This is a genomic window from Sulfurimonas sp. NWX79, assembly GCF_039667035.1.
In the GTDB taxonomy this organism is placed as follows: Bacteria; Campylobacterota; Campylobacteria; order Campylobacterales; family Sulfurimonadaceae; genus Sulfurimonas; species Sulfurimonas indica.
Map to the genome: position 1 here is coordinate 1 of NZ_JALCZL010000043.1, position 3,321 is coordinate 3,321.

2 rRNA genes are annotated in these 3,321 nt (G+C 47.4%); both read right to left on the reverse strand.

What is annotated here, in order from left to right:
• Window positions 1–11: 11 nt before the first annotated feature.
• Window positions 12–128: ribosomal RNA gene (gene rrf, locus MNY27_RS10740) — 5S ribosomal RNA — on the reverse strand.
• 169 nt (window positions 129–297) lie between these two features.
• Window positions 298–3,183, reverse strand: a 23S ribosomal RNA gene (locus MNY27_RS10745).
• Window positions 3,184–3,321 lie beyond the last annotated feature (138 nt).

The window sequence follows — 3,321 nt, forward strand, 5'->3', positions numbered from 1 at the left end:
AATTGATCCGAACTAGGCAGCGACCTACATTCCCACACCTGAAAGGTGCAGTATTATCAGCGATGAGAGGCTTAGCTTCTGGGTTCGGAATGGGGACCAGGCGTTTCCCTCTCTCTATAGCCACCTAGACAAGATCAAGTCTAAATACATAGAGTAATGTACTTAGAGTTGATCTTGAGTAAGATCTGAGTGAGTTTAAATTAGTAATTAGTAAAATCAACAGTTAAATAACTTATATAGATTCTCACCTATTTAATGTATTAGTTGAAATACACTAAATAAGGTAGTGAAGCGTTGTAAAAAAAGACAAACGGTCTATTAGTACTGGTCAGCTAAACGCATTGCTGCGCGTACACATCCAGCCTATCAAGCTTGTAGTCTTCAAGCGACCTTCAGGGATTGTTCATCTTGGAGTTGGCTTCCCGCTTAGATGCTTTCAGCGGTTATCTCATCCGAACGTAGCTACCCAGCTATGCCCTTGGCAGGACAACTGGTGCACCAGTGGTTCGTCCAACCCGGTCCTCTCGTACTAGGGTCAGCTCTCCTCAACAATCCTACGCCCACGGAAGATAGGGACCGAACTGTCTCACGACGTTCTGAACCCAGCTCGCGTACCGCTTTAAATGGCGAACAGCCATACCCTTGGGACCTGCTCCAGCCCCAGGATGCGATGAGCCGACATCGAGGTGCCAAACCTCCCCGTCGATGTGAGCTCTTGGGGGAGATCAGCCTGTTATCCCCGGCGTACCTTTTATCCTTTGAGCGATGGCCCTTCCACACAGAACCACCGGATCACTATGACCGTCTTTCGACTCTGCTCGACTTGTCTGTCTCACAGTCAGGCTGGCTTATGCCATTATACTCTACGGTGGATTTCCAACCCACCTGAGCCAACCTTTGTAAGCCTCCGTTACTTTTTAGGAGGCGACCGCCCCAGTCAAACTACCCACCAGACATTGTCCTCGCACGGGATAACCGTACGGAGTTAGCTATCAGAATATTCAAGGGTGGTATCTCAAGGATGCCTCATCATAAACTGGCGTCTATGAATCAACGGCTCCCACCTATCCTGCACATGAATATCCCAATAGCAGTGTCAAGCTATAGTAAAGGTGCACGGGGTCTTTCCGTCTTTCCGCGGGTAGGAGGAATTTTCACCTCCACTACAATTTCACTGGATCCCTTGTTGAGACAGCTCCCATCTCGTTACGCCATTCATGCAGGTCGGTATTTAACCGACAAGGAATTTCGCTACCTTAGGACCGTTATAGTTACGGCCGCCGTTTACTCGGGCTTCAATTCATGCCTTCGCTAATGCTAAGCAATCCTTTTAACCTTCGAGCACCGGGCAGGCGTCACACCCTATACATCCACTTACGTGTTAGCAGAGTGCTGTGTTTTTGGTAAACAGTCGGGAGGGACTCTTTGCTGCGACCTATCAATGCTTTGGAGAGTAAATCTCCTAACAAATAAGGCACACCTTATACCGAAGATACGGTGCTAGTTTGCAGAGTTCCTTAACAAGGGTTCATCCACGCGCCTTAGAATACTCATCTCACCCACCTGTGTCGGTTTACGGTACGGGCGACATATCATCTCGTTTAGAGGCTTTTCTCGGCACGACAGTATCGACGATTCAGAACGCTCTCCGAAGAGATTGTTCTGCCTGTCAGGTCTCGGTTTCATGTGAGGCGGATTTGCCTACCTCACAACCTACACCCTTCGAGCCACTATTCCATCAGTGACCTCGTCTAACTCTATGCGTCCCCCCATCACTCAAATGATGATATGTCGGTATTGGAATATTAACCAATTTGCCATCGTCTACCCCTTTCGGACTCGACTTAGGTCCCGACTAACCCTACGATGACGAGCATCGCGTAGGAAACCTTGGGTTTTCGGCGAAGAAGATTCTCACTTCTTTTCTCGCTACTCATGCCTGCATGCTCACTTCCATCCGCTCCAGTACTCCTTACCGGTATACCTTCAACGCTGAATGGAACGCTCTCCTACCACTTACAGTAAACTGTAAATCTAAAGCTTCGGTGTTTATCTTAGCCCCGTTATATTTTCGGCGCAGAATCGCTAGACCAGTGAGCTGTTACGCTTTCTTTAAAGGATGGCTGCTTCTAAGCCAACCTCCTGGTTGTCACAGCAACTCCACATCCTTTTCCACTTAGATAAAACTTTGGGACCTTAGCTGTTAGTCTGGGTTGTTCCCCTCTCGACATAGGATTTTATCACCCTACGCCTGACTCCCGAGGTTACACATGAAGTATTCGGAGTTTGATAAGGTTTGGTACCGCGGTAAGCAGCCCTAGCCTGTTCAGTGCTCTACCCCTTCATGCTAATGCTCGAGGCTATACCTAAATATATTTCGGAGAGAACCAGCTATCACTGAGTTTGATTGGCCTTTCACCCCTATCCACAAGTCATCCGAAGAATTTTCAACTTCTACCGGTTCGGTCCTCCACTGGCTCTTACACCAGCTTCAACCTGCTCATGGATAGATCACTCAGTTTCGGGTCTGCAGCATCTGACTATGTCGCCCTATTAAGACTCGCTTTCGCTACGGCTTCGCGTTCGCTTAACCTTGCCAGATACCACAACTCGCAGGCTCATTATGCAAAAGGCAGTCCGTCACACATTATAATAGTGCTCCGAATGATTGTAAGCCATAGGTTTCAGGTTCTATTTCACTCCGCTCACCGCGGTCCTTTTCACCTTTCCCTCACGGTACTTGTTCGCTATCGGTCTAGTAGTAGTATTTAGGGTTGGAGGGTGGTCCCCCCATATTCAGTCAAGATAACACGTGTCCCGACCTACTCATTCCTTACCTTAGTTCCACACAAATGTTTTCGCTTACGGGAGTATCACCCTCTATGCTCTGACTTTCCAGACAGTTCTGCTAACAAATGTGCTAAATGTAAGTGCCCTACTCCAATTTCGCTCGCCGCTACTCTCGGAATCTCGTTTGATTTCTTTTCCTGCAGGTACTGAGATGTTTCACTTCCCTGCGTTCGCCCCCGAAGGTGACATGACTCGCGCCATGCCGGGTTGCCCCATTCAGAAATCCCCGGATCAAAGCTTCTTGGCAGCTCCCCGAGGCTTTTCGCAGCCTAGTACGTCTTTCATCGCCTCTACTAGCCAAGGCATCCACCTATGGCCCTTAATATCTTTTTATTCTAATTTCTAAAGAAACATTTTTACTTACGTAAAAAGCGGTTCCCTTGTTTTGCTTCACTACCTTATTTAATGTACTGTTTTCACAATTCAAAAAATAAGATTGAATGAATCCATTTATTTGTAGTTATTTAGTTT